This window comes from Anaerotruncus sp. AF02-27 (assembly GCF_003465835.1).
Classification (GTDB): Bacteria; Bacillota; Clostridia; order Oscillospirales; family Ruminococcaceae; genus Anaerotruncus; species Anaerotruncus rubiinfantis.
This window is the reverse complement of sequence record NZ_QSBX01000012.1, coordinates 68080-90995: the sequence shown is the minus strand read 5'-3', so window position 1 is coordinate 90995 and position 22916 is coordinate 68080. Positions and strand designations below refer to the sequence as shown.

Below are 22916 nucleotides of genomic sequence, written 5' to 3'. Positions count from 1 at the left end.
GGCCGCCGGACAGGCGGCACGAACAGCAGGCCAGGGGATGGAGCACGCTGCGGGACAAGGGATCGGGCAGCAGCCGCAAGGTCAAAGCACCCGGCAGGGGACCCAAGCGCAAAACGGGGCGCAGCCTTCGTCCGGACAGCCCTTGCAGGGAATGGCGTCCCGACCCCCGCGGACGAAACCTGTCAACATCGACGTGGAATACGAAGAAACGCAGGTACAGCCCTCCGCAGGCGCCGCTTCTCCGCATGGCATGGTTTCTCCTCCGGGCGGCCCCGGCGCACAGGCAAAGACGGAACAGAATCCAACCCGCCCACCTGTCCAACACACGCCGCGCGGCAATTTCCCGCAGCCCCCCGTTGGGGCGGGCGCAGCGCCGCACACAAGCCACAGCTCCTCGCAGGCCACCAGTAGTACCACCAGCGCCAGCAGCAGCCGGAGCACACAGGCAACAGAAGCCGCCGGCAGGCCGGCCGTACCCCACGGCCCTCAATTCCCAGGCGGCGCGAAGATACAGGGCGCGGGTACGCAGCCCACCACGGCGCAAAACCCCACACATCCGCCCCTGTCCGGCGCAAGGAGCGCCGGCGCGGGACTCGACAGGGGTACTACTCCCTCCAGCGCGTCGCGTCCTCCCATCGGGCATAACGCCGTCATCAACAACATCCCGCAGGAACAGCGCCTATCAAGTCTCGGCAGGGACGGCGCCCCGCAGGGCGCTCCCACAAGCGGCGGCAGGAATGGAGTCGCGCAAAGCCCTCTCGTGGCCGCGCAAGTCGCGCCGCCACGTCCCGGCAGAAACGGCGCATCAGCGCCGCAGCCTTTGCCGCCCATTCAGAGCGCGGACAAAGGCGCGAGCCAGCCCCCAAGTCCCGGCAGGAATGGCGCGCAAGCGCCGGCACAGCCATCACCGCCGGTACAGGGTACGACTCAGAGCGCGGGCCCCGCTCCAAGTCCGGGCAGGAAAGGCGCCCCGCAGGGCGCTCCCCCAAACGGCGGCAGAAATGGGCCGCAGCGCCCGCCCATTGGCCACAATCGCAGGCCGCCGGGGGGTGACGGCAGTTGAGCGATCAGGAGAACCGAGGCTTTTCCACAGCCGCCAAGGTGGCGCAGGGAGCGAACGCCATCGCGACCATCATCAACGGAGCGGTCACCGGCGGGCTGAAGGGCGCGGCGATCGCGGCGGTCAAATCGTTTTTGCCGCAGATTCTGAAGCTGCTTGCCATTGTCATCGTCATGGCGATCCTGCTGCCATTTTTTCTGTTTTTGTCCCTCGTCGGCACGAACTTTCAGTTCCCGTCGGTGGACGATCCGGAAGTTGCACGGATGACGCGGCAGGCGGTTTTTGTCGGCGGGCTGTACGACCAGTTCAGCGGTTTTACCCGTCAGGAGGCCGATGCGATCATAGCCCGCCTTTCGGCGGGCTATGACGATGTGGTGGTAAACGAGGACTTCGGGAACACCAACAACTATTGGCTGATCTCCATTTCCTCGGTGCTGCATGAGCAGGATCTCTACCGCATCAACGAGAGCACGGTGCGCCAGTTGGTGCGGGACAACATCGAGTACAGCTACTGGGTGGAGGTCTACTACGACAGCGACGATGAGGATGAGAGCACGCCCTGCTACCGCATCCACATCGACATCTGGGACATCGGGCAGGACGCCCTCATGCAAAAGCAGCGCTTCGACACATTCAAAACCGAGTGGGCAAGGTTCCTGTATGGAAATCTGTCCGACTCCCAACTGATCGACCCCAGTAACCCCGGCTATACCGGCGATCTTCCCGGTGTGGATTATGGGGACATTGTTTTCACGGACGGCGGGCGCGAGGTCGTTTACTACAATCAGATGGATAGCCGATGGTGCGACGAATTGTACGGGAAATCCCAAACCATCGGTTACGGCGGCTGCGGCCCCACGGCAATGTCCATTGTGATCTCCACTCTCACCGGCGCCGCCATAGATCCCAAGGAAATGGCGGACTGGGCTGCGGAAAACGGCTACTGCTGCGAGGGAAACGGGAGTTATCATTCCCTGATCCCGGGCGCCGCCGCCGAATATAGTCTATCAGTAGAGGGGGCCGGACGGGGCGACGCACAAAAACTTGTGGATGCTCTGGCCGGCGGCAAGCTGGTGGTCGCCATTATGGGACCGGGGCATTTTACGACCTCCGGGCATTTCATCGTGCTCAGGGGCGTCACCGGGGACGGCAAATTCCTCGTCGCCGATCCCGTCAGCTACGGTAAGAGCCAGCAGGAGTGGGACGCCGAAATCGTCCTGGACGAGGCGCGCAAAAACGCTGCGGCCGGAGGGCCGTTTTGGATCATCGGATAACGGAGCCGTACAAATCCGCCTCGTGTTCCAGCGAATCATTATCGGTCCCTATATCATGAGTGACGTCAGCCGGTGGTTTGACACGCCCGTGCATTTGCTGAACCACATGCGACAGTTCATGCCGTACCCCACCCTCCTGTGCCGAAGCGGGTGGCGCCGCTTCCAAAGCCGACATGCCGGAACGGCACGGATCAGATCCCGCGCCCATCCCGCTACTTTCTTCGTTTAGGTACTTTTCTAAATCTTTTCCCAACATAAGCAAAACCTCCCTATGTCATCAGTTTTATTTGGTTCCATTATAGCGAAAGCTTTTTGACCGATCAAGGCCCGATATCAATAAGACACTTTGAAGGAGCGTGATTTTATATGCCCCAAACCCGTGTGATGCGTTTTTTGCGCTTCCGCCACAACGTCTCCCTTGCCCAGCTGGCGCGGGTCGCCAGGGTTTCCCCCCAGCGCATTTCCCAAATGGAACTCGGCATCGAGCCTTCCACCGAATACCAGCGCGAGCTCATCCGGGAGGCCTTCGCCATCATCGCGGACGAACGCGGCCAGGACGGCGGCTTGAATACCGGCTGCTCGACTATGTGAGAGAAGGTGAAGCGCTTTGAACTATGAAAACTACCACCTCCCCGCCAACTTCACCGACGCCGGCAAGCTGATGGGGATGTTCCAGATCCGCAACACCATCGAGTCGCTGCTCATCTCGGCTCCCATTCTCTATCTGTGTCTGGCGTTTTTGCCGTTTGAAATCACCACCCGCATCATCGCCGCCATGATCCTGGCCGTTCCCGCCGGCGGCTTTGCGCTGATCGGCATCAATGACGATTGCCTTTCGCGCTTTCTCGGTATCTGGTGGCGGTGGCGGCGAAGCCGGCGTATCCTGACCTTCCGCGGCAGCCCATCCGATGGGAGGCGCGGACAATGAATCTGAAGGAACTGCTTTTCGGCAAACAGCTTGCCCGCATCCACGCCGCGCAGTATCAGCACAGCACGCAAAAATGGTTGCCGGTCGCCGACATCCAGGACGGTATCGTGATCCTGAAGGACGGGCGCTTTATCAAGATTCTGGAGGTTTTGCCTGTCAACTTCGCGCTCAAATCCTCCATTGAGCGGCAGAACATCATCTACTACTACGCAAGCTACCTCAAAATCGCGCCGGACAACCTGCAAATCAAGGTGGTCACTCAAAGGGCGGATATCGAGGGCTACGTGAGCCGCCTGCGGTCATTTTGCGAGAACGAGCCGGTGGAAAGCTGCCGGTACATGATCGAGGACAACATCAATGAGGTCACCTATCTGGCGGCCAACGAAGCGGTGACGCGCCGCTTCTTTCTGATTTTCCAGCATGAGGCCCGCATGAAAACCCGGGGCGATGGCCTGCAGGCGGTGGCGGACCGGCTGAGGGAGGAGGAGGAGACCGCCCGCCGGTATCTGGGAATGTGCGGCCTGGAGGTGCTGTGCCCGGACTACTCGGACAATTTCCAACTGGAGCTGCTTTACAGCCTGCTCAACAAGCGTACCAGCCGCCATAGCAAGCTGCCGCTGGAGGTGTTCTCCTCCTGCACCAAGGTGTTCGGCGTCACGGACGACGAGTTGAAAACCATATTCCATGACGAAGGGAGTGCGGACGATGAAGCCGGGAAAAGAGTATCAGTTTCGAGCGTATGAAGTGGAAGGAGAAGCGCCTCATGAAAAAGAAGACCCGCAGATGTCGCCGGTGGACGCCGGCCCGCCGGTTCCACGCCGCAAGCACCAGAAGGAAGGCTCCTCCTGGCAGGTCGAAACCTTTCTGGATTCACGCAAGACGCATGGGATAAAGGCGCCCAAGCCGCCAAAAGCACCCAAGCCCGCAAAGCAGACCAAGGAGAAAAAATTGAAAAAGAAGCCCCGGAAGCGCCGGCTTGCCAAAAAAGAGCGTTCGCCGGAGGTCTCCCCGCTGGAAAGCGGCGCCACCACTGTTCCGGATATTCTCGCCCCCGCTTCCGCCGATTTCCGCGGCCGCGATTATGTGGTGGTAGACGGCGTGTACCACAGCTACCTCTACATCACCGGCTACGGCTACACCAGCGCGGTTACAAGCGGATGGCTGAACGCTCTGGTGGAAATTGGCGAAGGGATCAATCTGAGTTTTATCACCCGGCGGCAGCAAAAGGACAAAATCCTTCCGAAGATCGCGCAGACCACTATGGTCAACCGCTCCCGGATGCGGGATGTGGGCGACACCCGGCAGGACTTTGAGGAACTGGATTCCGCGATCGCCTCCGGGCTTTGGATGAAGGACGAGATGAACCGGGGCGGCGAGGATTTCTACTATATGCACACGCTCATCGAGGTCACCGCCGACGACCCGGACACGCTGGAGCAGCGCGTGGCCATGGTGGAGACCCGCTGCACCTCGCTGAACATGGTGGCCAAACGCTGCGATTACAAACACGAACAGGGCTTTTTGTCCTCGCTGCCCCTGCTGGCCCTCGCCCCGGATATTGAGCGCAAGAGCCGCCGCAACGCGCTGACCACTGGTGTGGCGGCGGCCTTTCCGTTTTCCAGCTTTGAGATCTGCGACCAGTCCGGCATCATGCTGGGGATCAACCTCCATAACCGCTCGGTCTGTATGCTGGACATCTTCAATTCCGCCAAATACAGCAACGCCAACCTGAGCATCTGCGGCATGAGCGGCGCGGGCAAAACGATGCTCCTCCAGACGATGGCGGTGCGCCTGCGAGAGCAGGACGTGCAGGTGTTCATCATCGCGCCGCTCAAGGGCTTCGAGTTCCGGCCCGCCTGCGAGGCCATCGGCGGGCGGTACATCAAGCTCTCCCCGTCCTCCGGCGACTGCATCAACATCATGGAGATCCGGCGCGGCACACTGGATGTGGACGCCGAAATCGGGCGGCTTTCCGAACGCGCCGACAGCCTGCTGGCCGATAAAATCGCCAAGCTGCACATCTACTTTTCCCTCTTGAAGCCCAACATCACCGATGAGGAGAGGAACCATCTGGACGCCGCGCTGGTGGAGTGCTACAGAAATTTCGGGATCACCTTTGACAATGCCAGCCTGTATGACGAAACCGGCGCTGTGAAGCCCATGCCCGACCAGAGCGACCTTTACTCGATTTTACAGCAAAATCCGGAAACCAAGGGGCTCGCCACGGCGCAGGCGCGGTTTGTCACCGGCTCCGCCGCCAACCTCGGTCGCCAGACCAACGTGGATCTTGACAACAAATACATTGTGCTGGACATTTCCGAAATGCCTAAGGACCTGCTGCCGCTGGGGATGTTCCTGGCGGTGGACTTCTGCTGGGACAAATGCAAGGAATCCAGAGTGCGAAAAAAAGTGCTGATGCTCGATGAGCTATGGTGCCTGATCGGCGCCTCCTCGAATCCGCTGGCCGCCGACTATGTGCTGGAGATTTTCAAAATCATGCGCGGCTACGGCGGCTCGGCCATCTGCGCCACCCAGGACCTGGGTGATTTCTTTGCCCTCGAAGGCGGAAAGTACGGGAAAGGCATCATCAACAACAGCCGCATCAAGGTCATCCTGCCACTGGAGGAAGATGAGGCGCTACGCGTCAAAGAAGTGTTGGGGCTTTCCGATGACGAAACCCTGCAGATCATCCGCAACCGCCGCGGCGAGGGGCTGCTCTGCGCCGGGCACAACCGCATCAACGTGGCGTTTCAGCCGACGCAGATGGAGTATGACATGATCACCACCAGCCGGGCGGATCTGGAAGCACAGATGCAGAGGAACGAACGGGGCGTCCAAGGATGAATGTCCGGATAAGCGAAAGGAGACGACGCATATGGATATGAAAAAGGAATTGTCCCAGATCCACGCGATGCTGGGCATCGCGCTGGAAAACTGCGAGGTATCGCTGAGAGCTCCCCGGACGGACAGCACCCAGCTGGACGGTGTCTTGGAAACAGTGGAACGGGTGGCCGTCAGGCTGCGCACAGCCGCCGAGTCGATCCGTCCGGCACAGTCCGAGTCCTCCCGCAAGCCGGACGCGCCGAAGATTCCCGCGCTTGTGGGGGAAATCGAAGTCACCGAATTCGGCTGGGTCCATATCACCCTCAACACGCTGCTGCCGGGCTGCAAATACAAAACGCCGCTTTGGCTGGAAAATACGCTGGCCGCCCTGCTGCTCCGCTATCGGGAACATGGCCGCAAACTGCCGAAATTTCAGCGCGCCATGCTCATCATCGAGGAGCGCTGCGACATTTCAAACCGGCGGGTTTACGACCAGGATAACAAGGGGTGGAAGGCTATCCCCAACGCCATCAAGGGCCTGCTGATCGAGGATGACGACCAGTTCACGCTGGAGGTGGCGCTGCTGTCCCGCCGCTCCGATATCCCCTGCTGCCACATCTGGATTCTCCCTTCGGACGACGCCGGGGAATACTTTTCCGTCCGCTCCGGCTGCTTTGGAAGCGGTTTTCCGGGACTTGAACCATGGTAGGGTGTCTCTTGTTTTCTGCCTGTTTGGCGGGCATCTCAAAATGTCCCCGGCACTGCCATGGCGCAAGGGCAAAAAAAGCGCATGAACCGGGCCTTTGTCATTGTCCCGCGGGATGAAAACAATGCGGGCACGCTACGTACTACGCACCATGGTAGGGTATCCCCAAAAAGGAGGCGGCCGGGATGCTTTTCTCCACGGCAGAAATCGAAGTCTTGCGGCTGGCAGGAAGGCTCAAAGCCATCCCGCTGGATCTCGGCGGCTTTGACACGGGACTCTTCTCCCCGGCAGGAATCGACGGTCTCTGCCTTTACAAGCTCCTGTACCCCACCCGGAACGGGCGGTATCTCCGGCTCACCCCGGCGGGCTGGGAACTTCTGTACGGACTCGGCTACCCCTACCCAAAGGACGCCTGCTATATCACCGATCCGCAAAAGCTCCGGCGCAGGGATGAAGCCGCCAAGCTCCTGTTCACCTGCTACCGGGCGGGAATGGACGCCTTTGCCGACACGCCCGGGCAGCTGTCACAGCCGCCGGTCTACCTCTCCTCCGCGGCCGCCCGCAGGAACACGGCTGTTACCGGCGCGAAGGTCTGGGCGGGCTGCCGCATGGCAGGGATCGTCCGGCTCGGCCAAACCGCCTATATGTTGCACTTCATGGACGGGCAGGGACTGCTTTTCCAGAGCGAAATGTCCCTGTTTCATAAGCTGACAGCCGGGCACTGTGAGCAGACCGCCGCCGTCTATACCGCGGACAGCTACCTCGCGGCGGCCAATGGAATGTTAAACGAGCCGTCTTTGCCGGTAAACCAGAAGCGCGCCAACGGCTGGTACTCCTTTGCCGGGGCGGCGCAAAGCCTGCTGATGCCGCTGCATCTTCTGGAATGCAGCGACGCGGGAGCCTGCCAGCTGGCACTGATGGGCCTGCCGGATTACCGGGAAAAGCTGGCGCGGCTGGCGCTTTTGGAGGACTACCGGCAACCTCCGGATCATGATCCAGATTGCGACGCCTTTTCCGCAAGTCTCGGACAGCCCCTGCTGGTTGCCATAGACATGGATGTAAAGCGATTGGAACGGGCCGCAAGGCGGGCGGACAAGGAGGGACGCCGCTTGATGCTCTTGATTCTGGAATCACAGTCCGCCGCACTCACGCTGCTTCTGTCCTCGATGGGACTTGCGGGCTCGGCAGATTTCTATGCGCTGCCTGAAGCACTTTTCACCGAACATTTTGGCCTGCGGCTCTACGAACCGCCTGGCACCCCATACCGCACGCAGGAAGGAGGGTATCTGGATGCCGCGGCTCTCGGATCACATTGCAAAGCTGGAAAAAAGGCTCGAACGCCAAATTGAACGGATCGGAAGGCAAAAGCTGAAAACCTACGCGCTGCTGTTTGCGGCCGGGTGGTATCTCTACGGGCTGCTGATCAATTCCATCATCCTCGGCATCGCGCAGACCTTTCCAAAAACCGGCGCCGAACCGGTGGAAAGCATTTGGGTGCTGAACCCCATCCGAAACCTGCTGGCGGTGTTCACCCCCACGGGGCTTGGCCTCACATTTTTCTGTGCCCTAATGTTCTGCCTCATTACGAAAAAAGGCTACAGCTGGTTTTCCGGCTACAAGTTCAAGCGCGACGCGCGGGGTTTTGACATCCTGCCCGACGCCACCCACGGCACCTCCGGCTGGATGGAGCGAAAGGATATGGAGGCGCTGATGGACATCGGCCCGGCGGACAAGCTCACCGGGACGATCATCGGAAAAATCAAAACGCATCGGGACGACCCGGACAAGTACGCCGAGTACCTGTCGCCATCGCCCGAAAACCAGCTCAACCGCCACATGATCGTCTACGGCGCGTCCGGCTCCGGCAAAAGCCGGGGATTTGTCAAGCCGTTCATCATACAGGTCGCCAAACGCAAGGAAAGCTTGATTTGTGTAGACCCCAAAGGGGAACTTTTTGAAGCGACCAGCGAGTATCTGCGCGGTCAAGGTTATGTGGTGAAGGCCTACAACCTGCTGGACATGGAAAACAGCGACGGCTTCAACTGCCTGACCGCCGTGGAGGACGACCAGACGCTGATCCAGACGATTGCCGAAGTCATCATCAAAAACACCTCGAACCAAAACGAGCGGCAGGACTTTTGGGAGAAGGCCGAAATGAACCTTTTGATGGCGCTGCTTCGTTATGTCCAACGCCGCACCGACCCGCGAACCGGTAAACTGCTCCCGGTGCGGGAACGCTCCCTCGGCGTCATTTACGAGATTCTGTCCACCAAGTCCTTTCAGGAGATCGAGGAAATTTTCGCCCAGCTTCCCAAAAACCATCCGGCGCAGGCGCCCTACGGCATCTTCCGTCTGGCCAACCGGCAGATTTGGGGCAACATCGCCATCGGCCTCGGCAACCGGCTGGGGGTGTTCCAAAACGAGTTGGTGGACAAAATCACCCGGCATGATGACATTGATCTGCTGCTCCCCGGACAGCGCCCATGCGCCTACTTCTGCATCATTTCCGCACAGGACAGCTCCCTGGAGTTCCTCAGCTCGATGTTCTTCTCCCTGCTCTTCACCCGCCTGCCCAACTACGCGCGGAAGAAGTGCGAGCACGGGCGGCTCCCGGTGCCGGTGAACGTCATGCTGGAAGAATTCTGCAACATCGGGCGGCTGGTGGATTTCAAGAAAACCATCAGCGTTTGCCGCTCGTTCAACATCCACTGCCAGATCGTCATCCAGGGCATCGCGCAGCTTTCCGACCGTTACGAAAACAAGGAATGGGAGGAGATCATCGGCAACTGTGACACGCAGATTTTCCTCGGCTGCAACGACCAGATGACGGCCAAGTACATCTCCGACAAATGCGGCATGGTGACCATCCGCACCACCACGGCGCAGATCCCTATGCAGCCGCTGTTCTCCCCGGTCTATAATTCCACCAGGCCGTACAGCCAGGGACGAAGCAACGCGCAAAGGCCGCTGATGTATCCCGACGAGCTTCTGCGCCTGGACAACACGCGGGAAATCGTGCTGCTGCGGGGGCAGAACCCCTTGCAGCTTTACAAAATCATTCCTGAGGAACTGCAGGGCTTTGCCGATCTGAAGCCCTGCCGGGTGGTGGACTACATTCCCGCGTGGCGCAAGCTGGAGGAGGAACAAAAACAGGCGGCAAAGGCCTCCAAGCCATCTCCGCCCGAACCTGTGGACTTTTCCCCACCGCCCCGTGAACAGACAAGTTGTTTTGGCACAACCGCCGTTTCCGTCCCACCGCCCGCGCAGGAAACGGACAATCCCGTCCCAGACACAGCCGGTCAAAAACCTCCGGGCAATCTGAAACGGGTCTCCTACGCCAATGTGCCGCCGGCCAGCCTCCGGGAGCGGCCGCCGGAGGAACGGCAATAATAATCGCGCCTTATACCAATAAGGCGTACTAAAACAGCCCTACAAATGGGAAGTTACTGTCTAATGCTTTCATTGATAAAATCATTAAATTCAACAAAGGTTAATCCGCCAGGAAAAATCAAAAAATTCATCGCATCTAGTTGTGGAGGCACCATGGAGTTTAAATTTATCACTGAATATGTTGTGAGTTTCTCTTATGGCGTCCTCAAATAAATCATAAACATAAATACCCCTTTTATCGCTATCTGAATGCTCAATATTTATGATTTTATCACCCCAGTATCCTAGAACATAACAATGAACAAGATACAAATCAGTTGGCTCTTTGTGTTCTTCGTTAAAGCCGCGGGTACAAAATATCCTATTTTTAATACCTATTGTATCTAAAACAAATTTGCTAATGTTGGCCTGTTCAAAACAAGCACCAATTTTATTGTCCAAAGAATCCTCTAAACTAAGTGTCCTATAAATATCGCGAAAATCGTGACCACCTAAACTATCAACCCATCTTTTTTCGCATACATCTATACATCCATACTCAATAAAATCATCAAAAAATTTCATGACATCTTCAGGAGTATGGATTTTCGTAATTTCATCCAATATTTCTTTACTCATTTTGACTTATCCATCCTCTCAACTTCCGATTTGTCAAGTACGCCTTATCTGCCTAAGGCGTACCACCTGATTTTTAATCATTATTGCTTGCTTGATAAGGCGATTCTTTATATTAAGTATAGCATACCGCAACATTGCCGTAAATCCATCACTCCAACAGTCCGGTACATCCGTTTATTACGGGTGTGCTTTTATTTTACACAAGAAAGGGTGTTCTCCATGAAGGCCGCCAAAACAGACGCACTCCCAGACTTCCGACTGATGAAGCAAAGTGACATCGTGAGCTTTTTCCACCTGCAAATGCCCCGCTGGCTGTTCTCGCACGAACAGTATAAGCCTTTGTCGCTGGAAGCAAAGGTCGCCTACACGTTTTTACTCAACCGCTTCCAGCTCTCCCGCCTGAACGGCTGGGTGAATGACAACGGCGAGGTGTTCGTCATCTTCACCCGTGAGTCGCTTGCCGCCGAAATGCAGATCACCTACAAAAAGGCGATTGCCGCTTTTCGGGAACTGGTCGCGGCGCGGCTCATCTGGGAAAAGCGGGTAGGCCGCGGCAACGCCAATCAGATCTATCTGGCGCTGGTGGAACTTGCCGCCGCGGACGCGGATGACCACACCGCCGCCCCATTCGGGAATGGGGGCGCAAGACCTGCCGAAACCGCACATCTTGATTCCAACGCAGGAAGGGAAGATACGGCCAGACCTGCCGAAGCGGCAGATCAAGAACCGCCCTCCCCGGATCTCAAGACCTGCCAAAACAGCAGTTCTATACCTGCTGAAACGGCACATCCAGACCTGCCGGATTCGCACCCAAGTAAGAAAGAAAAGAGAGAGATTGATATGAGTGATCCTGATAAAGTCAGTCCGTCCGTATCCGCCCGCGGGCGGGAAAGCACGGACGGACAGGATGATAGCGAGCCGTTTGAAAAACTTTTGGAGCGCTGCGAATTATGGATACTGCCCGAGGAGGCGCAGGGCGTCTTTCAGAACGCCATTGAACGGCTCTACTACGCCAGCAGCTTCACCGTAGGCAAGGCAACGCTGCCGCAGGCACGGGTACGCTCCCACCTGTGGCGGCTGGATGGAATGGTACTGGAGGACGCCTACCACAAGCTGCGATCCAACACCGGACAGCGGGTGAAAAACAGCACGGCTTATGTGATGTCCACGATCTTTAACGCCATCCACGAATCGGAAAGTGATTTGCTGGTTGACCCATACCTGAACGCCCTTTCCCGCGCTTCCTCCCCCGGCGGAGGAAGGGGGTACGCAATGTGATCATCACCGACTGCCAGCAATACATTTTGGATTGCCTACGGGAGATCCCTTACATACGCGACCGGCATCTGCTGTGGCTCCTGCGTCTGAAATATGGACTCTCCATAAAGCAGGGGGAGCGCAGCCTGCGGCAGCTTGCCTACTTGGACAAAATCGACCGTCATGTGGACAGCGGCGGATTTTCCAGCCTGCCCGGGCAGCGGCGCGACCCCGCCTTACTCGCCGCCGCCGACGTGATGGCCGAGGTATGCGGGGAAAACCTCCCGGAATTTTTACGGGGAGAGCGGCCCTGCACGCTTTCCTTTTATCTGCGGGACACACGCGGCTATCTCGATTTCAAAGTCGTTCCCGTCCCCCTGGGGGAGGAACAGCACGTCGTCGAGCAGCTATACAGGCGGTATCAGGGTTTCAAATGCACCTGGCTTTTTCTGCCTGAGAGCCGTGAGCAGATCGAAAGCCTTCGCACGGAAAACCCTGCCTGCTTTGTCTTCAAAAACGAGTCGGGCGGCTATGACTTTCTGCGCCGGCAGTGAGAGGGGAGGGTGGATCACAGCATAATGCATACTTTGTCCACTGTATCATAACGAAAAGAAAAGGAGATTTGACTATGCCCAGAAAGAAAAGCGAGAGTCCGCTTACCGAACATCCCGAACAGGAGATCATGTCTGAACTGGCTGGGGACAGTGGCCTTGAAGAAGCGATATCCACAGTGGTGGACACGGAATCCGCTGACACATCCTTCGAATCCACGGCGCTGTCAGCAGAAGATCCGGTAGAAGAAGCTGCCATAGAATGCTCCCCAAGCCCAGATGAAGCAACGGCTGCACCTGACGGATTGGAACAAAAATCGGATATCTCAGAGATCGACCGGACAGAGCCGCCTCTACCGGGAGAGCCGCCAATCGCGGAACCTAACGAGGAGAGCCTGCCGGAAATGCCCGTCCAAGGCGATCCGCCGCGCCCCACATCGAAACCGGCGGCAAAGGCCGCAAAAACCAGAGCGGCAAAAACGAAAAAAGCAAATCTGGCCGAACCTCCCCCTGAAGAACCGCCTCCGGAGGATTCGCAAAAGCCCAAGAACGCCCGTCAAGCCTTTTACAGCCTTGACTTCCGCACACTGGATCGCGACCTTTCCCCGGAACAGGAACAGGAATGGAATGCTATCTACGCTTCATTTCGCTCCCGTTCCATCCTCACCGGCACGGTCATCGGTGTGGACGACCACACCTTTGATATCACCGAGGAGGACGGAATCATACAGCGCAGAAGCGTACGCAGCCTTGTGATCATCGGCTACCGCGTCAAGGTGATGATTCCCGAAACCGAAGTATGGGCTGTTGGGGAGGAAAACCCGCGCTATGCCATCCGGGGTATGGTGGGCGCAAAGGTGGATTATGTGATTATGAGCGTGGATCGTGAAAACGACTGCGCTGTCGCTTCCCGCCGCATGGCCATGACCAAGCAGCGCAGGCATACCCTCCAGACGGCCCGCGCCGGACGCGACATAGTGACCTGTGACGTCCTGCTCGTATCCCGCAAGACGCTGATGGTGGGATGCGGCGGTTTCGACCTTGTACTGACCCAAAGGGATCTCAGTTACACTGCCATCGCCGATCTGCGCGGCGAATACAAGCCCGGCATGGAACTGCGCGCGCGGCTGCTGGACATCCAGGACGGCAAACCGGTGGTGTCGGTCAAGGAGGTCAACCCCAATCCCTTTGACGGCGCCGACCAGCGGCATCCGGTGGGCTGCCGCCGGCAGGCCGTGATCGAAGGGAAATATGCCGGCGGCGTCTTTTGCCGGCTGCCGGACGACACCACCTGTCTGTGCCTCTACTCCAACAACCACTATGACGCGGCCTTTGAAACGGGGGACACGGTGCTGGTGCATATCACGGAGTTTAACTACAACCGGAAGTTGATTTATGGCAGGATTGTGGGAAAACGCTGAGAACAAAAGCCGTAGGAAGTGTTCATGTACGCTTCCTACGGCTTTTTTGTTTTTGGTTGATTTTGTACGGCGCCGTCTATGTATCCCAAAGTGCGCTCCTTGACTCTAGGAGACAGACGCCGGAATTGATAGAGCAGTTCCCATTCCTGTGGGGAAAGCTGTTCCCGTAGCGGCTTGGGCGATTGTTCCTGATCTGACAGCCCCAGCAGATAGTCGCTGGAGACGTCAAGCAGTTTTGCCAACAAAGCGATATTTTCCGCGTTTGGCAGACTTTTCCCTGCTTCGTACCGGCTGACGGCCTCCTGCGAAAGATGCAGTTCCCTTGCCAGGTCAATTTGCTTCAGTTTTTTTCTTTTCCGCGCAGCCATTAATCGTACCGAAAAACAGGTAATCCGATCCGCCAGAACACACCTCCCACTTATTTTATAAGTCCTACAAATGAAGGAACCTTTATCATCACACTTTTTCCTTGCGAGAAAATAACGGACAGGTTCATGTTATCAAAACGGATAGATATACGCCTGTTACCTTATACTGTATTGACAATGGTGCGACATTCCCGTTTCCAGGATATCCAGAAATGGGAATGTCGCTAGGGCAGACGCTTTACGTCTAAGCAGGCCCTGAACGACGCGATTCAAGGCTGCCGTATTTATTTAACTCAATCATCACCGCTGTTTCCAACACTGACGGCTTTGTCGCCAGGACCGACGGTACACTGATATTACTAAACTGATGCCAGCAATGTTGCGGCTGCACACTCAAAAAGGGGCATCCTGAAACGGGTGCCAAAAACTTCTGAATATACGGCTGCCAAATTCATAGCGGCCATTCCTGAAAAATGGGGATCCGTCTGAAATTTAATGATTCCTCTGTTCGTTGTAAGGTCCACTCTATACAATGGTTATATGTTCTACCGCTCAAGAAATCCCTGATGTCCCGAATTTCCTGGCTCTTTATGTGCTCCGGTACTTTGTCACCTGCTCTATTTTACCGGCGCGCGCGCGCCTGCCGCCGCCCGTTTAATCTTTGAGATCGAAGACGCGCTTCATCAAAAACGGGACTTAAATTCCACCGGCCGCTTCCCTTTTGGGGATGAAGATTGAGTCAATTTCCTCATCGGTCAACGAAAGACCATAGAATTTTTTGTAAAACTCCCGCACTGTCTCGTTCATGTCGATATCTTCAAAGAGATCGGGGTGGTTTTGTTTGGCCATCCACAGCAGCATGAGAGAGGAATCAGAGCAGGTGACATACCAGCGGTACATACCCAACGGCAGTTTTTCGACCTGCTGCTTTTGTACTGCCAAAACGCTCGACCAATCGAAACTCTCCATTGCATTTTGATAGAGATCGTCAGGGATGGCGCGGTTGAAGTTGGTAATAAATATCTTTTCGGGATTCCATTGGTAGATCTGTTCGATGCCGACCTCCGGTGTGCCTTTGCCACCCTGGGCGCCAACATTGATTCCGCCGGAAGCAGTGATCCAATAGTCGGCCCAGGAAGCGCTGCCGGGAACGCGGATCGATCCGGCATCGTAGCCGTGGATAAACATGCATCGCGGCTTCTCTTCATCGGTCAGCCCTTCGAGACGGGAGGCCACCAGCGCCTGCATGTCCTGTCCATACTGGATAAAGTCGTTATTGGTCAGATTCCTGCCCATCACCTCTCCAAGCAGCTCCATCCAGGAATTGATGGTGTCGACGGCGTTGAAATCCTTGATGCTCAGGCTAAACCCGACCGCGGGAATCCCCGCCTGTTGGCAAACGTCGTAATCTTCAGGCACGCCGGAGGCGTAAAGCACGACGTCCGGATCGAGCCTGAGCAGCTCCTCCGCGTTAAGGGTCCCATTCTGGCTGAAGGCGCTCTCGATCTCAACGATTTCGGGAAAAGCTTTGACAAGCAGCGAGTTTTCCGCCGCGCTGATGATCGCGGGGTCGAGCCCCACCAGCTTTTCGGTCGAACCCTCAAAGAGGCAATAGACCGAGGCAAGCGGCCAGACCGAGGCGATCACAACCCGGTCAATCTCCTCCGGGAGGACGACGGTGTTCCCCATCTGGTCGACGATCTCACGGGTTCGCTCCCGTGTGGCGGGCGCGGAGGAATCGACCTCGGACGGGGATAAGACAGATTCCGGCACGGCGGTGGAAGATGGTGGCGCGCTCTGCCCGGCAGCGCAGCCCGAAAATGCCGATGCCGTCAGGCAAAGAGAGAGGAGAAACGCGAGAAACTTTTTGTCTTTTTGCATAATAGATCCTTTCTGTTGAGAACATTCAGGGGTTGTCAGGAGACGACGGCGAGGGGAATCACACTTTTGTAGCAGCGTCCCTCGTAGCGATAATCCTCAATCTTGACCTGAACGCTGAATGCCCGGCGCATATTTTTCTCATTGATCGTTTCCGCAGCCGGGCCGCAGAGGCTCTGACCATCCCGGTTGAGAATCAACGCCTTGTCGGCAATTTTGAGAGCATGCGCGGGATAGTGCGTGTTGACGATGGCGGCGATTCCCCGCTCATGGGAAAGACGGCTGATCGTCTCCAGGATGATGAGCTGGTTCTTAAAGTCGAGGTTCGATTCCGGCTCGTCGAGTACCAGCAGCTCGGGCTCGGTAGAAAGCGCGCGGGCTATCAGTACCATTTGCAGCTCGCCGCCGCTCATCTCGCTGCATTTTTTGTTCGCCAGATGGGTGATGCCCACCTGATCCATCGCTTCGGCGGCACGCTGGCGGTCTTCGGCGGTGGGCTGGGTAAAGAGCCCAAGCCGGGCCGAGCGCCCCATCAGTACCATTTCAGCGGCGGTATAGGAGAGGGCCGTCCCCTTGGATTGGGGGACATAAGAAATCCGGCGCCAGACCTCGGCGTGGTTCATTTTGGTGATCGGGATGCTGTCAAGCAGCGTATTGCCGCTTCTCCAATGCAGCAGCCCCATCATGCAGCGCAGCAGGGTCGTTTTTCCAACCCCGTTCGGGCCGAGTACCGTCAGGATCTCCCTGCTCTCCACATCAAAAGAGATGTTATGGAGGATGGGGGTACTCCCATAACCGAAGCAGCCGTTTTGTATCGAAAAATTCACAGCTTTGCACCTCCTGTTTTGCGCAGAAGCAGAATGAAGAACGGTGCGCCGATGAGCGCCGTCAGGATCGAAACCGGTATCTCGGCGGCGGTCGCCGCGCGGGCCGCCGTGTCGATCACCACCATGAACGCGGAGCCGAGCCCGATGCTCGCGGGGATAATGCTACGGTTATCGCTGCCGTAGAGCATCCGGGCGGCATGGGGAATCAGAAGGCCCACCCAACCAACCTGCCCGCACATCGAGACGCAGGAGGCGGTGATCATCGTGGAGGCGGCCATCACCAACAGGCGAAGCCGCCGGACATTGATCCCCAGCGATTTCGCCTCGTCCTCCTGCAGGGAAAGGATGTTGAGCCTCCAACGCAGGAAGAAAAGGAGCAGGATGCCGATCGCGATTAAGGGGACGCCGATCGCGATCCCCTGCATGGTCGAACGGGACATGCTGCCCATCAGCCAATAGGTGATGGTTGGCAGGTCCTCTTCGGGATCAGCCACATATTTCGCCAGCGAAACCAACGCCTGAAAGAGTGAGGAGACCACCATGCCGGAGAGTACAACCATAATGATGCCACTCCGGCCGTTCATCCGGCTGATCAGGCAGGTCCCCAGCAGCGCGGCCATCCCGACCGCCAGCGCCAGCACCTGTACGACAAGGATATTGTGGGAAAAGAGAAGTGCAAGCACCGCGCCGAACGAGGCGCCGCTGGCGACGCCAAGGGTATCCGGCGTCGCCAGCGGGTTACTGAACAGGGCCTGAAAGGCCGCGCCCGACACCGACAGCCCGGCCCCGACAAAAAGCGAAAGAAGCAGCCGGGGCAGCCGGACATTGAAAAGAACGGAATAGGCGGTGGGTTCCACCTCGCTGCCGGTCAGCGGCGAGAGGAGGATGCGCACCGTTTCGGGGATAGAGATCTGGTAACGCCCGATGCCAAGGCAGACGATCAGGCAGGCGAACGGAGCCGCTGCCAAAAATGCCGAAAGTATCTTCCTCTGTCTCTGACTCATTGCACTATGCGCCCGCCGCTTCACGGCTTGGGTTGAAGATTTTCTCAATGTTCTCCTCGGTCAGTTCAACATTGTAGAAGCGCTTGTAGTAGCTCTTGAGTTCCTCTGTCATGTCGATATCTTCAAACAGTTCGGGGTGATTATTTTTAGACATCCACAGAAGCATGAGAGGGGTATCGGAGGAAGGCGGGTACCAGCGATACATGCCGAGCGGGCACTTATAAACCTTCTTCTCCTGTACCGCGCGCACCACGCTCCAGTCATGGCCTTCAATGGCGTTGTTGTAGAGATCCTCGGGGAGGTAGGGGACAAAGTTGGTGATGTAAATCATGTCGGGGTCATATTCATAGACCTGCTCCATGTTGATCTCGAAGTTGGCGGACTCCGTTTCGTGGGCAGCGTTGACGCCGCCGGTGGAGTTGGCCCAGTATTCGCCGAAATGCTTGCTGCCGGAGGTCTGTATGACCCCATTGCTGTACCGGAACAGGAACAATATCCGCGGACGCTCCAGCGACTCCCCAGCCTCGGCAAAGCGGCTCTGGATCATGTTATAGACCTCGCGGCCGTACTCGGCGATGCCGTCCGCGCGATCCTGCTGCTGGAGCACTTCGCCGAGCAGGGTGACCCATCCTTCAAAGGTTTCAATCGAATCGGACTCCCATTTTGTGGTGGAGAAGCCCACTGCCGGAATGCCCGCCGCGGTTAGCTTATCATACTCCTCCTCCTGTTCCGCGCGGTAGAACACAACGTCCGGCTTCATGGCGAGCAGCTCCTCCATATTGATTTCGCTGCCATTCATAAAATCGGTACGCACCTCGGTGATGCCGGGGATGGTGTCCGCCAGCAGGGAGTTTTTGGTCGAAGCCATCGACGAAGGGCTCATGCCGATCAGCCGCTCGGACGAGCCCTCAAACAGGCTGTAAACGGAAGGCAAAGGAGTGATTGAGGTGATAACGATCCGGTTGATCTCGGTGGGAAGCGTCACCTCATGGCCGGCGTAGTCGACAACCGTGCGGGTCACTGCTTCAGAGGATGCCGCGGGGACTTCCGAGACGATAGCCGAAGACGAAGGCTCGCTTTCCGGGGCAGGCGCCGACGAGGGGGCCGCGCAGCCGGCGAGCGCTCCAAGGCAGAGGCTGGCGGCCAAAAGGCCGCAGAAGAATTGCTTATTCAAGTGCATTGACATTACCTTCTTTCTTTGATCCATTGATTGAAACGGCGGGAAACCATACGGGACGGTTCGCCGCCCAGCTTGCTGGAGACGGCATAATGGGGATTCGGCAGGAAGCGTTTTTTCGTGTCATGGGGAAGCAGCTTCTGTAAAAAAGGGTCGGCGATTATCGTATGGTAACGGTCCTTCCGCATCTCATCCATGATCCCCCGCTCATTGGGAAGATCCCTGTCCTGCGGCAGAGCCAATCGGGGTTCGATGCCAAACAGGCAGCCGACCGCGATCCGCCGTATCCCGCATTCCCGGGAAAGTGCCAGCCGGATGGCGTTTGCCTGTACCTGTTCTCCTAAAATAAGCATTTCCGCATCTTCGCAGGCTTCCCCTTTGAGAATTCGGGAGCGGCGGCTTTGCCTAACCGCTTGCAGTGCATCAAGATATTCCCGGCTGGCCGTGTCGCCGAACGGAAGGCCGCAGAGATAGGGAATGCCGTACCGCTGCTCCATAAAATCGGCAATCAGCAGGCCGGTTCTCGAGACGGCGAGGTTGATCCCGGCAGAGGACGCGCGTTTGAGATCGTCGAGGGTGTATCCCATTGAAAGGCAGGCGGTCACCGCAATCTCATTTTCAAAAAGAAAAGCCCTGAGATCGTCGAGGGACTCTCCCGTTCCGAAATCCAGCGGGGTCGCGCCGACGATATTGACGGCGCCGGGAATCGGCTCGGCGGGATCGGTAAAGCGATGAAGCAGTGCGATGGCCGCGGCCGCCGCGCCCTTGTCGTAATATTCGGTGCCGGTCGTATCAAAACCGAAGCTCGGGATTCCGGTGCGCGCTTCGAGTTCGGCGGCGATGCCGACGAGGTCGCTGCCAATGACCATCGGCACAGGGCTTCCAACCAGCGCCATCAGATCAGGATGGAGATCGTTGGCCGCGGCAATCATCTTTTGAATCAGCTTCTCATCGTCTCCAAGGATCGCATCGATCTCACGCAGGCCGGAGCAAAAGATCGGAGAGTGGGAGCCGTACCAACGCGGCTCGTCGTAGCCGGTGTAGTTTCCGGTACAGCCCGAGGCGTCGTGCATGGCCGTAACCGTTTTAAGGTCGAAGAGCACAGACGAAACTCCGGAATAGTCGGGGGAAAACGGGGGCAAAAAAATGGATAAGGCCGCCATGCTACACCACCAATCCGTATTCATGAATCATCTGTTCGAGGTCCACGGGGGCATCGAGGGCGTGTTCAAGCAGTTCCATCAGCGTTTGCACGCCGTGATAGCCAAACAGGCCCTCATCGCTGAACAGGTTGACGGCATACCGCGAACCCGCCAGGTATGCGCCGTCCGCCCCCACCGAGATGCTCCCGGGCATCCGCCTGTCAAACAGCACTGCCCGGTGATGCTGGGACTGCATGATTTCCACCTCCGGATGCGTTTCGCGCAGCCAGTCGCAATGCTCCTGGTCGATGGGGATACACTCTTGCGCCTGTACCCGCATAACAGGAAAGCCATACTCCAGAAGCGCGCGGGCCGCTTCAAAGGGGCGGATAAACGCGGAGGCATCCACAATGAGCGGTGTTTCCCCCACGCGGCCTTTGGCCCGCTCGATCGCTCGAAGCGCGGCGTCCCGGTGCGGGACGAAGTCAAAATCCGGAGACTGCCCGGCGAAAGCGGCCAAGTCGCGATAGCCCGCTTCAATTTCCGTCAAGCGATAACTGACCGGAAGGAAAAGGAAGGGAATCCCCAGCTTTTCCCGCATCTGCCCGGCCGCCTGCCTTCCGGGCGGCGCGATAACAAGATTTAGACGGCTGGACGCCATCTCCTGATAGCCATCGAAGGTCTGGTACTGGGAAATATGACGCAACTTTCCATATCCGAGGCTGTGCAAAAATTTATGCAGTTCGCTTTGTGGGGAGACCTCCACCAGATTTCCGATGCAATTGACGCCGTCGTCGGCCCCGTCGGACGGTTCGAGCAGGCTGTAAAGATTGTTTTGAATCGAAACGGGCGGCGGGGTGGCGGAGCCCTGCGAGATCGGGTTCATATGGCCGATACGAAAGCGGACGTCCGGGTACTGTGCGCCAAGCGTTTCGAGCAGCGCATCATGATCGGTGCCAATCAGGTCGTCGAGACAGCTCACAAAGACAAAGACGACCTTTGGACGGACAGGGAGCGCGTCAAGCAACTCCCCGACAGCGGGCGGTATCAGATCATCGTAGCCGTTGATGACATCGCTTTGATTGATGTAAAGATAAGAGAGCCTGCCCTTGAGCTCTTGCTTCATCGCACTGATTGCACCATGTCGGCCGCAGGCAAAGGGGCAGACAAAAAGTTCGACGCTTTCCGGCATCATCATGCCGATTCGGACGACCCCGCGGCCGCCGTTCGCGGGAGAGGAGTAGTGCAGGGTGTTTTCAAAGCAGCAGCTCACGACTCGGTCACCTCCAGTACCTTATCGGCCAGCAGGTGATACTCCCGCGCCATCGCGCTCTGGGGAAATGCCTCAATCACCGTCATACCCTGGTTTTCCGCCTGCTGCACCAGTTTGTCGCGGGGGATGATTTTGACAACCTGGGCGCCGCTTTCCCGGGCGGCCTGCTCGACCAATTTATTTTCGTTTTCCACATTTCGGGAGTTCTGTATCAATCCGGCATATTTGGCATAGCCGCGCTTGCCAAAGTTTTCGATGGCATGTGCGATGTTGCTCGCGGCATAGAGCGACATCATCTCACCCGAGGTGACAATAAAGACGTGATCGGCATAGCCGCCTCGGATCGGCATTGCAAAGCCGCCGCAGACTACGTCGCCAAGAACATCGTAAAAGATGAGATCGGGCCGGTATCGCTCATAGGCGTGCAGCTCTTCAAGCTTTTGAAAGGCGGTGATGATGCCGCGTCCGGCACACCCGATTCCCGGCGTAGGGCCGCCCGCTTCGACGCATACTACCCCGCCAAAGCCGGTGAATGCGATATCGTCGAGCGCCACCCCGCTGCCCCGCTCCCGAATTTGGTCGAGTACCGTTGGAATTCGCCGGCCCATCATCAAATTTTTGGTGGAATCAGCTTTGGGGTCGCAGCCGATCTGCATGATCCGAAGTCCACGCACGGCAAGCGCCGCCGATAAATTGGAGGTCGTTGTCGATTTGCCGATTCCTCCTTTTCCGTAAATCGCTATCTTTTTCACGGTGTTGTCCTTTCGATTTTGTATAGTTAGTTATGACTAACTATTTGGAATAAATTTTGGTTAGTTTTTGCTAACTGTTGATTATTTTACCATTCGTCCCTTCACTTGTCAAGATGATTACAAAAGAAAACAGAGCCTCATCCAGACGAGAGGCTCTGTCCTTCCAATTAATCTTTCCGATTCGGATTGCGGGGATGCCAACCCTTCTGTACGCGTTTTTCCTGTTCAAACAACTCCTTGATACTCCAGAAGCAGCAGAACCCAATCAGTCCAAGAGCAGCGCCTGCCATTGTATTTTGGGGAAACAGGGAGGCGCCGGCACAAATAAAGCCCAAAACCCCAAAAACGGGCCAGATCTTCTTGCCAAAGTAATATTCGCTCTTGATCACGATTGGGTGGAATGCGCCGATGACGAAAAAAGAGAAAGCTCCAAGCAGGATCCCCTGGTAATTGATAAAAGCACCCCC

22 protein-coding genes are annotated in these 22916 nt (G+C 57.2%); 11 read left to right on the top strand and 11 right to left on the bottom strand.

From position 1 onward, the window contains the following. Positions 1–1059: 1059 nt before the first annotated feature. Positions 1060–2334: a C39 family peptidase gene (locus tag DWV16_RS19630; protein ID WP_243007315.1), complete on the top strand. Its 1275-nt coding sequence runs from the start codon at positions 1060–1062 to the stop codon at positions 2332–2334. On the opposite strand, the gene DWV16_RS11010 is transcribed toward DWV16_RS19630, so the two are convergent. Further along, positions 2324–2590 carry a hypothetical protein gene (locus DWV16_RS11010; RefSeq protein ID WP_118479245.1) on the bottom strand — a complete coding sequence of 89 codons (267 nt, stop codon included), beginning with the start codon at positions 2588–2590 and terminating at the stop codon, positions 2324–2326. The genes DWV16_RS19630 and DWV16_RS11010 overlap by 11 nt on opposite strands. Positions 2591–2700: 110 nt before the next feature. On the opposite strand from DWV16_RS11010, the gene DWV16_RS11005 reads away from it, so the two are divergent. From DWV16_RS11005 to DWV16_RS10980, 7 genes are all read left to right on the top strand, one after another. Further along, positions 2701–2925 (top strand): helix-turn-helix domain-containing protein, encoded by a 225-nt coding sequence (locus DWV16_RS11005; RefSeq protein ID WP_118479243.1) that lies wholly within the window; start codon positions 2701–2703, stop codon positions 2923–2925. 16 nt (positions 2926–2941) lie between these two features. Beyond that, entirely contained in the window at positions 2942–3262 is a 321-nt protein-coding gene (locus DWV16_RS11000) for a hypothetical protein (protein ID WP_118479241.1), read from the top strand. Next, complete coding sequence (locus DWV16_RS10995; RefSeq protein WP_199719781.1) at positions 3259–4005, top strand: hypothetical protein; 747 nt, start codon at positions 3259–3261, stop codon at positions 4003–4005. The genes DWV16_RS11000 and DWV16_RS10995 overlap by 4 nt, the downstream gene beginning before the upstream one ends. Next, a complete protein-coding gene (locus DWV16_RS10990) occupies positions 3968–6106 on the top strand; it encodes a VirB4 family type IV secretion system protein (protein ID WP_243007314.1) in 2139 nt (712 codons plus the stop codon). The genes DWV16_RS10995 and DWV16_RS10990 overlap by 38 nt, the downstream gene beginning before the upstream one ends. A 31-nt stretch (positions 6107–6137) precedes the next feature. Continuing rightward, entirely contained in the window at positions 6138–6794 is a 657-nt protein-coding gene (locus tag DWV16_RS10985) for a hypothetical protein (RefSeq protein ID WP_118479239.1), read from the top strand. 182 nt (positions 6795–6976) lie between these two features. Further along, positions 6977–8140: a hypothetical protein gene (locus DWV16_RS19070; protein ID WP_158572851.1), complete on the top strand. Its 1164-nt coding sequence runs from the start codon at positions 6977–6979 to the stop codon at positions 8138–8140. Beyond that, a complete protein-coding gene (locus tag DWV16_RS10980) occupies positions 8082–10181 on the top strand; it encodes a VirD4-like conjugal transfer protein, CD1115 family (RefSeq protein WP_158572850.1) in 2100 nt (699 codons plus the stop codon). Before DWV16_RS19070 ends, DWV16_RS10980 begins: the two co-directional genes overlap by 59 nt. A gap of 90 nt (positions 10182–10271) precedes the next feature. Here DWV16_RS10980 and DWV16_RS10975 read toward each other — a convergent pair whose 3' ends face one another. Next, positions 10272–10799, bottom strand: coding sequence for a hypothetical protein (locus DWV16_RS10975; protein ID WP_118479235.1), 528 nt, complete (start codon positions 10797–10799; stop codon positions 10272–10274). A gap of 219 nt (positions 10800–11018) precedes the next feature. On the opposite strand from DWV16_RS10975, the gene DWV16_RS10970 reads away from it, so the two are divergent. The 3 genes from DWV16_RS10970 (at position 11019) to DWV16_RS10960 (ending at position 14028) form a co-directional block, all read left to right on the top strand. Then, positions 11019–12077, top strand: a complete 1059-nt coding sequence (locus DWV16_RS10970) for a replication initiator protein A (protein WP_158572849.1) — start codon at positions 11019–11021, stop codon at positions 12075–12077. Continuing rightward, a complete protein-coding gene (locus DWV16_RS10965) occupies positions 12074–12610 on the top strand; it encodes a hypothetical protein (RefSeq protein WP_118479231.1) in 537 nt (178 codons plus the stop codon). The genes DWV16_RS10970 and DWV16_RS10965 overlap by 4 nt, the downstream gene beginning before the upstream one ends. Positions 12611–12684: 74 nt before the next feature. Then, positions 12685–14028 carry a hypothetical protein gene (locus DWV16_RS10960; RefSeq protein ID WP_118479229.1) on the top strand — a complete coding sequence of 448 codons (1344 nt, stop codon included), beginning with the start codon at positions 12685–12687 and terminating at the stop codon, positions 14026–14028. A 35-nt stretch (positions 14029–14063) separates the two neighbouring features. Here DWV16_RS10960 and DWV16_RS10955 read toward each other — a convergent pair whose 3' ends face one another. From DWV16_RS10955 to DWV16_RS10915, 9 genes are all read right to left on the bottom strand, one after another. Next, positions 14064–14396, bottom strand: a complete 333-nt coding sequence (locus tag DWV16_RS10955) for a helix-turn-helix domain-containing protein (RefSeq protein WP_118479227.1) — start codon at positions 14394–14396, stop codon at positions 14064–14066. 696 nt (positions 14397–15092) lie between these two features. Further along, positions 15093–16277 (bottom strand): ABC transporter substrate-binding protein, encoded by a 1185-nt coding sequence (locus tag DWV16_RS10950; RefSeq protein WP_118479225.1) that lies wholly within the window; start codon positions 16275–16277, stop codon positions 15093–15095. A 35-nt stretch (positions 16278–16312) separates the two neighbouring features. Next, positions 16313–17101 (bottom strand): ABC transporter ATP-binding protein, encoded by a 789-nt coding sequence (locus DWV16_RS10945; RefSeq protein WP_118479223.1) that lies wholly within the window; start codon positions 17099–17101, stop codon positions 16313–16315. Then, positions 17098–18105 (bottom strand): iron ABC transporter permease, encoded by a 1008-nt coding sequence (locus DWV16_RS10940; protein ID WP_118479221.1) that lies wholly within the window; start codon positions 18103–18105, stop codon positions 17098–17100. The genes DWV16_RS10945 and DWV16_RS10940 overlap by 4 nt, the downstream gene beginning before the upstream one ends. Positions 18106–18109: 4 nt before the next feature. After that, on the bottom strand, positions 18110–19285 hold the full coding sequence (locus tag DWV16_RS10935) for an ABC transporter substrate-binding protein (protein ID WP_118479219.1): 1176 nt from the start codon (positions 19283–19285) through the stop codon (positions 18110–18112). A 5-nt stretch (positions 19286–19290) separates the two neighbouring features. Further along, on the bottom strand, positions 19291–20385 hold the full coding sequence (locus tag DWV16_RS10930; RefSeq protein ID WP_243007313.1) for a nitrogenase component 1: 1095 nt from the start codon (positions 20383–20385) through the stop codon (positions 19291–19293). Positions 20386–20446: 61 nt separating this feature from the next. Beyond that, positions 20447–21697, bottom strand: a complete 1251-nt coding sequence (locus tag DWV16_RS10925; RefSeq protein WP_118479215.1) for a nitrogenase component 1 — start codon at positions 21695–21697, stop codon at positions 20447–20449. Then, complete coding sequence (locus tag DWV16_RS10920; RefSeq protein WP_118479213.1) at positions 21694–22449, bottom strand: AAA family ATPase; 756 nt, start codon at positions 22447–22449, stop codon at positions 21694–21696. Before DWV16_RS10920 ends, DWV16_RS10925 begins: the two co-directional genes overlap by 4 nt. Positions 22450–22616: 167 nt before the next feature. Next, positions 22617–22904, bottom strand: a complete 288-nt coding sequence (locus DWV16_RS10915) for a DUF4491 family protein (protein ID WP_118479211.1) — start codon at positions 22902–22904, stop codon at positions 22617–22619. Positions 22905–22916 lie beyond the last annotated feature (12 nt).

Coding starts and splice junctions, on each gene's coding strand:
- DWV16_RS10970 (WP_158572849.1), top strand. CDS start 11,019: ATGAAGGCCGCCAAAACAGACGCACTCCCAGACTTCCGACTGATGAAG.
- DWV16_RS10985 (WP_118479239.1), top strand. CDS start 6,138: ATGGATATGAAAAAGGAATTGTCCCAGATCCACGCGATGCTGGGCATC.
- DWV16_RS10960 (WP_118479229.1), top strand. CDS start 12,685: ATGCCCAGAAAGAAAAGCGAGAGTCCGCTTACCGAACATCCCGAACAG.
- DWV16_RS10955 (WP_118479227.1), bottom strand. CDS start 14,396: ATGGCTGCGCGGAAAAGAAAAAAACTGAAGCAAATTGACCTGGCAAGG.
- DWV16_RS10995 (WP_199719781.1), top strand. CDS start 3,259: ATGAATCTGAAGGAACTGCTTTTCGGCAAACAGCTTGCCCGCATCCAC.
- DWV16_RS10980 (WP_158572850.1), top strand. CDS start 8,082: ATGCCGCGGCTCTCGGATCACATTGCAAAGCTGGAAAAAAGGCTCGAA.
- DWV16_RS10990 (WP_243007314.1), top strand. CDS start 3,968: ATGAAGCCGGGAAAAGAGTATCAGTTTCGAGCGTATGAAGTGGAAGGA.
- DWV16_RS10975 (WP_118479235.1), bottom strand. CDS start 10,799: ATGAGTAAAGAAATATTGGATGAAATTACGAAAATCCATACTCCTGAA.
- DWV16_RS10940 (WP_118479221.1), bottom strand. CDS start 18,105: ATGAGTCAGAGACAGAGGAAGATACTTTCGGCATTTTTGGCAGCGGCT.
- DWV16_RS10935 (WP_118479219.1), bottom strand. CDS start 19,285: ATGCACTTGAATAAGCAATTCTTCTGCGGCCTTTTGGCCGCCAGCCTC.
- DWV16_RS19070 (WP_158572851.1), top strand. CDS start 6,977: ATGCTTTTCTCCACGGCAGAAATCGAAGTCTTGCGGCTGGCAGGAAGG.
- DWV16_RS11010 (WP_118479245.1), bottom strand. CDS start 2,590: ATGTTGGGAAAAGATTTAGAAAAGTACCTAAACGAAGAAAGTAGCGGG.
- DWV16_RS10950 (WP_118479225.1), bottom strand. CDS start 16,277: ATGCAAAAAGACAAAAAGTTTCTCGCGTTTCTCCTCTCTCTTTGCCTG.
- DWV16_RS11005 (WP_118479243.1), top strand. CDS start 2,701: ATGCCCCAAACCCGTGTGATGCGTTTTTTGCGCTTCCGCCACAACGTC.